Raw genomic sequence first — 6,878 nt, 5'->3', positions numbered from 1 at the left:
TGCCTTGATCTTATCAAGCTCAGCATACATAACTCCAACTGTGCGGAGATACCTTTCCTCAAAAACCAGAAGATCGGCCTTAATCGTCTCCAGCTCCAGTTCGTTTTGACTTAGCTTTTCTGCCATATCGGCGAGCCTGACCCGTTTTTCAATAAGTTCTTTTTCTTCAGGGTTTGGTTGCGGTATTAGATTGGCATGCATTCGTTTTCCCTAATCCACTATCTCATATCTATTAAAAATCAACTATAAGCTTCTTTGAATTGTCCTGTACTGAAGTGCAAGTACGGGACGATTCAGTTTCACTGCTTGCACGTGTAGTAGCATACCCCTGTCGGTGTCTCCACTGCATAGGGGAAATATTTTCTCTTTATCCATAAAGAAAGATGAACAAGGTTAATGAGAACCGGCACCTCAACCAACGGCCCGATAACAGCGGCAAAAGCCTGTCCTGAATTTATTCCGAAAACAGCAACAGCCACTGCAATGGCAAGCTCAAAATTGTTCGATGCTGCGGTAAATGAGAGGGTCGCTGCCTGTCCGTAATGGGCTTTGGCTTTTGTGCTCATATAAAACGATACAACAAACATAATGACAAAATAGATCAGAAGAGGTATCGCAATCCTCACCACATCAAGAGGAATTTTCACAATATATTCGCCCTTAAGGGAAAACATGACAAGGATGGTAAAAAGAAGGGCTATCAGAGTAATAGGGCTGATCTTTGGTATGAACTTCTCGTGATACCACTGTTTGTTCTTTATTTTAATTAGGGTAAAGCGGGTAATTACACCGGCAATAAAAGGGATGCCGAGATAGATAAAGACACTTTCCGCAATCTGGCCTATGGTGATGTTGACAACTACGCCCTTCAGACCGAGCATTGGGGGCAGGACGGTAATAAAGATGTATGCATAGACGGAGAAGAAAAGTACCTGGAAGATGGAATTGAAGGCGACCAGTCCGGCACAATATTCTGTGTCACCCTTTGCAAGATCATTCCATACAATGACCATGGCAATACACCGGGCAAGGCCGATCATGATAAGCCCTACCATGTATTCCGGGTAGCCCCTTAAGAAGATGATAGCGAGAACAAACATAAGGATAGGCCCAACTACCCAGTTCTGAATGAGGGAGAGTATCAATACTCTGTAGTTTTTGAATACCTCTCCCAACTCTTCATATTTCACCTTGGCCAACGGCGGGTACATCATTAATATGAGACCAATGGCAATAGGGATATTCGTTGTTCCTGACTGAAACTGATTCCAGAAGTCAACAACGCCGGGAGAAAGATAGCCCCAGCCTACCCCTATGAACATTGCCAAAAAAATCCATAATGTTAAAAAACGATCAAGGAAAGAGAGTTTTTTTGATATACCTTCTTCAGTCATTTATACGCCTCCTTCTTTTTATGGAAAACATTCCGGCTATTTATCCGGATACTGGATAACTGTCGGGTTGCCCTGGGCATCTTTCGGGGGCACTTTACAGCTCGTTGAACAGGAATATAGAAAAAAGTAAATAGTTTTTTCATTAAAATCTCCGTATCAATTTATTTTATTGCGGTTTTTTTTGCATCTCCTATTTCAGATTCTTAAGAGCTTTGATAATGTCAGATCCGCCGCTGTACCGCTCTATTTTTCCATCCTGATCTACGACGCAGGCTGGCGTTGCCTGTATCTTGTCCTCTTTCAGGTAATTATTCAGGATATTAAACACAGGCTTTACATCGAAAGGTTTGAATTTAATCCCTTTATCTCTAAGATATTCCTCGAGTTTTGCCTCTTCGGTTATCTTTTCAAGGGATGCTCCGATCAGAACAGACCGTGCATTGAGAACATGGTCGAAATCCTTTTTCTCATTCATGATATATAGAAAGTGCCGTGCATACAGCATGGAGGCTCTGGAAAAAGGAGTATCGACAAAGGTGATATTAATAACATTCTTTTTTACAAGCTCTGATATAATGGGTTCCACGTTCGGTTCCATGTCCCTGCATGGCGAGCAGAAATAGTCGGTGTATAGCCTTACATTTATCTTTCCCATGCCGAAAGAAGGGACAAGGGCTTCTGCAGCAAACACGGGGGCAGTGAAACCCTTGAAGAAAAAGGCAAAGATGACAAGGCAGATTGCTATAAAAAGGATAACCTGTTTGCCTTTAGGTTTGCAAATATTCGGGGGAAAAATACCCATGTGTACACCTCCAAAATGCAAGACAATATGTGCAATAACGTGTTGTGTCGTGCCTGCCCTTAAAGCATTTTCCTGATCGCTTCCTCGGTCTCTGCTTCAAGGTTGTCAAAGTTGTGATTCTTTTCAATGCCGAGTTCCGTGACTACAATATAACGTGTAGGTGTAATACCGTGTTTCTCAAATGACTTTTTTCCGCATCCTATAGGGCATCCGTCGATGAGGATTGTATTGGCTGCCCGCGCGCTCTCTACAAAACCGGACAGATCAGCGCCTACACCGGCAAGACAGTAGGCGTTCCCCATGCCCCTTTTTTCAAGCTCGATCATTGCCTTGTTCGAGATTTGTCCCGTGTTTGACCCGCCTGCACAGGCAAGAATCAGTGTTTTTGCGCTCCCGTTGCAACAAAGATCTTTTTCTTCCAGCATGGTTTTCCTCCTCGTTCTTGACCCCTTTTTCATAGCAGTTTCTTAATCTCTTCTACGGAAAGCACTCTGCCGACGCTTTTTACTTTGCCGTCGATTACGATGGCTGGTGTTTGCATAACGCCATAACTCATAATTTCCTTAATATCAGTTATCTTTATAACTTCACATTCAGTTCCTTTTGCTTTTGCCGCTTCTTCTGCGTTTTTTGCGAGTTTCATACAGTTCTGACAACCTGATCCTAAAATATGAATCTTCATAAATCCACCTCCTTAAATATGTTTTTTAAACTCCTTATAGAATAATATTGAATAAATAGCCCACAATAATAATTGCCGTAGCTACGATCCCGGTAAAAATGGCAAGGAGCTTTGGCTTGATAACATTGCGAAGGATAATAATCTCCGGCGCTGATATAGCAACGATAGACATCATGAAGGCAAGCGCTGTGCCCATTGGGAGACCTTTCCCGACCAGAGCCTGAATAATGGGAATGGTGCCGGCGGCATTAGAATAGAGCGGAATACCCAGAAGAACAGCCACTATTACGGCAAAGGGATTGTCCCGTCCGGCATATTTCAAGACGTAGTCCATTGGAACATAGCCATGGATTAAGGCCCCGAAACCGATCCCAACAATAACAAAAATCCATACTTTCTTCAGAATGTCTTTCGTGTAGCCCCGGGCATATTCGATCCGTTCCTTCCATGTGGGAACGGCTATTTCGGCTTCACCCATCTTGATCTGGTAGACATAGTCTTCAACCTGGTTTTCTAATTTCAGTTTTCCAATAATAATACCGCCAAAGAAGGCGACTGCAATGCCTGTAGCGGTATAGAGGAGGGCAATCTTCCACCCGAACAGACCCCAGAGCATGACCAGGGCTACCTCGTTTACGGCAGGCGAGGAGATGAGAAAGGAAAAGGTTACCCCCAGGGGCAGTCCTGATTCAATAAAACCGATAAACATGGGCACTGCAGAGCAGGAGCAAAATGGTGTAACGATACCAAGCAACGCAGCGAGAAAATTCCCCACATATTCCCGGCGATGGCCGAGTAGTTTGCGGGCACGTTCAGGAGGAAAGAAACTCCGTATAATTGCAACAACGAATATGATAGTAATCAAAAGCAGAAAGACCTTTGCCGTGTCATAAAGAAAGAAATGGAGGGTATCTCCCAACCTTGTCCCCGGTTGAATCCCCATCAATGTGTAAACCAGACTGTCAGCCAAAAATTTCAGCATGAAATATACCTCTTAACTTGCGCTTTGTGAAAAAATCATCCTCTACTTTTTGCATAAACAAACCTGCTGCTTTTTTACGGTATTTTCAATAACTGCTGTAACACAGCTAAAGAAATCGGTAATACATGGCACTTCAAGTTTATAGAACATGTCTGACCCGCTTTTCCGTGAAGAGACGATTCCCGCCTCCTTAAGGACAAGCAAATGCTTTGATACGGTTGATTTATCGGATTCAAAAAGGTTGTTGAGTTTTGAAAAGGGGGTTTCTCCTTCTTTTAACACATCAACAATCATCAACCGTACCGGATGTGCCAGTGCCTTAATGATTCTGCTTCTTATTTCTGCTTCTTCAAAACCTATCAAAATTCACCTCTTGTTTGCTTGTTGGTATTTTAACCAACAAGCAAACAATATGTCAAGTGAAAAAATACATTTTCTAAACTTGCCAAATAGGTTCCCTTATTACCAAGGTTTGCGTTGCTATTTCGCCTGCTTTACCCTTTGTTTTATTATTATATGAATTCCCCCAACCCCTGTGAAGCCACTTTTAGCGTATTCTGTGTTATTTTTTGCAATTCCGATACTGCCCAGAAAGCCTCTTTAAGTATCTGTTTCTGTCTTGTGGACAGCTCTGCAGGTTTGACAAAGTTGTCAAAAGATCTACCCTGATCAATGTCGGCAAGATTATTCCTTATCTTTAATGTGAGAAAGGTTTCAAAGGCTTGTATGAGCACTTCCTGCTGATCGGTTGTAATAGCCCGTTGACGGCCCAGCGATTTTATCCTTTCAAGGGTGTTCGTTTCTGCAATTCCATATTGAAGCGCCATAATTTTTAAACAGGTAATCAGCGGAACAAGGCCGTAGAGCTTTATATTCAAACTATCCTTGTGTTCCCCACTTTTTTCAACAATGAAATTTTTAAAAAAACCGATGGGCATAGGGATAGAAACAATAGTTTCAGCTAGAGATTTCAAAAATGCAGGATTTTCCTTGATGAGCTTAAGTATGTGAATTTTTAGCTCTTTTTCCAGCGCTATCTCGCCATGTAATGATCTGAAATCAAGGAAAACATATGTATCCATTAATTCATCTTCGCTAAGATCCATAGACTTAATCCATTTTGATGTTTTTGCCTTCCATTCTTCCATGTTACCAAAAAATTTAGGATTTGTAGCCATTATATTACCCTTGCATAGCGGGATGCCGCATTGGTTTAGCCCATTTACCACTGTGTCGGAAAACTTTTTGAAATATTCTTCCTCCCCCTTTGGTTGATGGTTATTATTGAAAATAATGGCGTTATCCTGGTCTGTAAATAATGTCTGTTCTTCCCTGCCTTCACTCCCCAGTCCTAACCAGGCATATGCACAAGGGGGAGAACCACAGGCATCCTCGGCAAAGGATATTACCTTCTTTACCACTTTGTCATTAAATTCACTCACAATCTTGCAGGCATGGGAAGCAAGGGCGCCGTCTGCCATAAGCTCTCTGAGCACTTTTTCCACCTCGCCACGCATGATATTGAGTTGAACAAGATCGGGGGCTTCCTCGATATTCCGGAGGAGAGACAATGTTTCTCTGCCTCTGAACCTCAAAAGGTCAAATCCTGTCAAAATACCCTTCGACTTTTCTTCTTCGGTTACTACAAGGGTGTTCGTATTGTTCTTTATCATGCAATGAAGAGCATCAAAAAAATAGCTATCGCAATCAATGGAATAAAATTCCTTTTCTGCAACATTCGCTACCGGGTCCCCAGGGTCAACATCCTCAAAGAGCAGTGCATTGGCTATTGTGTAAATGCCGACCAATCCTTTAGGATTTCCCTGGTCATCTATTGTAATGCGCGGCCCCATCCTGTTTTGTAAGATTTCCCTTGCCACATCCCTTATGGTGCTCTTTTCGTCGATAAATCCACGTTTCAGGGACATCATATCCTTTACCTGTTTGCTGTAAAGATAGGGTTCAACCTGGGTGACGTGAGGCTCCTTTGACAGGAATTCCTGATATGTGTTTTTGGTTCTGCGCATGAGGAGTTGGTCGAAAAAGTCCATAAACATGGGATAGCTCTCAACCATTTCGAAAAAATACTCCTTTGTATATATAAGACATACGGCATTCTCCATTGTCTGAACATTGGCGTTGGTAGGTTTATTTCTAAGGAGGGACATTTCGCCGAAACAATCACCTTCGCCAAGAAAGGCTAATATATTCTCATTCCCCCCGTTGTCCTGAATGTATACTTTTACAAGGCCGCTTTTTACGATATAGAAATTTAACCCGTGCACACCTTGTTTTATAATAAAGTCTTTTGGCAAAAAACTTTCTTCTGTCATGTTTTTAGCTATTTGACTAAGGTCTGCTTCGTCGAGTGTATAGAAAGGTGCTATGTTTTTCAAAAAAACAACCGTATCTTCTGTCTTCACGATGGGCCCCCCTCCACGATAATTTTTTATGCGTATTCTTGCGATGAAGTTAAGTTAATTTTACCCGATTACAATAAGTTGTCAACAATAAAACAAAATTGGAGTTTCCCGGCCACACCCGATGAAAAACCGGGGAAACTCCAGATAATTTATTATACTTGCGGGAATAATCCCGGATATGTCATTGGCAACAATGTCGGGTTGTCCTGAGCAAACCGTCGTGAGGCGAGGAAACTTGGTCTTTGTCGCTCAACACTTCCTTCGCGATTAAACCGTTGCATAAGCAAAAGTTCCGAAGCCGAAGGCGAGCAAATTAAGCCGCTGGATCGTAATAAGCGTGTTTGTCGGGGACAACCCGACATCGATACTTATCTTAATGGAAAATATGGGTTAAGTATATTGAGAAAGTATCAAAGTAATTTTGCAATAATTCTGTAATATAAGGATTAAACAGATATTGTTTTTACGGGTGTTTCATTGCCCGCTCTATTGCTTTTTCGAGTTCTTCCACGTCAATAGGTTTTGGGATATATTCGAAAGCCCCTGATTTTACCGCTTTTATCTTTGTATCCATATCATGGAATGCAGTGATGAT

8 protein-coding genes are annotated in these 6,878 nt (G+C 42.1%); all 8 read right to left on the bottom strand.

Annotated elements, in window-relative coordinates:
• The coding region (locus tag NT178_00165) for a hypothetical protein (GenBank protein ID MCX5810952.1) at positions 1-201 on the bottom strand (201 nt) is incomplete at its 3' end.
• A 98-nt stretch (positions 202-299) separates the two neighbouring features.
• Entirely contained in the window at positions 300-1,394 is a 1,095-nt protein-coding gene (arsB, locus tag NT178_00160) for an ACR3 family arsenite efflux transporter (GenBank protein ID MCX5810951.1), read from the bottom strand.
• Between the two features lie 190 nt (positions 1,395-1,584).
• Positions 1,585-2,196 carry a thioredoxin domain-containing protein gene (locus tag NT178_00155; protein ID MCX5810950.1) on the bottom strand — a complete coding sequence of 204 codons (612 nt, stop codon included), beginning with the start codon at positions 2,194-2,196 and terminating at the stop codon, positions 1,585-1,587.
• Positions 2,197-2,255: 59 nt separating this feature from the next.
• Positions 2,256-2,621 carry a putative zinc-binding protein gene (locus tag NT178_00150; protein MCX5810949.1) on the bottom strand — a complete coding sequence of 122 codons (366 nt, stop codon included), beginning with the start codon at positions 2,619-2,621 and terminating at the stop codon, positions 2,256-2,258.
• Between the two features lie 29 nt (positions 2,622-2,650).
• A complete protein-coding gene (locus NT178_00145; protein ID MCX5810948.1) occupies positions 2,651-2,878 on the bottom strand; it encodes a thioredoxin family protein in 228 nt (75 codons plus the stop codon).
• 34 nt (positions 2,879-2,912) lie between these two features.
• Positions 2,913-3,860: a permease gene (locus NT178_00140; GenBank protein MCX5810947.1), complete on the bottom strand. Its 948-nt coding sequence runs from the start codon at positions 3,858-3,860 to the stop codon at positions 2,913-2,915.
• Positions 3,861-3,902: 42 nt separating this feature from the next.
• Positions 3,903-4,223, bottom strand: coding sequence for a metalloregulator ArsR/SmtB family transcription factor (locus tag NT178_00135; protein ID MCX5810946.1), 321 nt, complete (start codon positions 4,221-4,223; stop codon positions 3,903-3,905).
• 149 nt (positions 4,224-4,372) lie between these two features.
• Positions 4,373-6,283: a DUF294 nucleotidyltransferase-like domain-containing protein gene (locus tag NT178_00130; protein MCX5810945.1), complete on the bottom strand. Its 1,911-nt coding sequence runs from the start codon at positions 6,281-6,283 to the stop codon at positions 4,373-4,375.
• Positions 6,284-6,878 lie beyond the last annotated feature (595 nt).

The sequence above is a fragment of the Pseudomonadota bacterium genome, assembly GCA_026388255.1.
In the GTDB taxonomy this organism is placed as follows: domain Bacteria; phylum Desulfobacterota; class Syntrophorhabdia; order Syntrophorhabdales; family Syntrophorhabdaceae; genus JAPLKB01.
The sequence above is the reverse complement of the archived record's forward strand: the minus strand, read 5'-3'. Positions and strand labels throughout refer to the sequence as shown.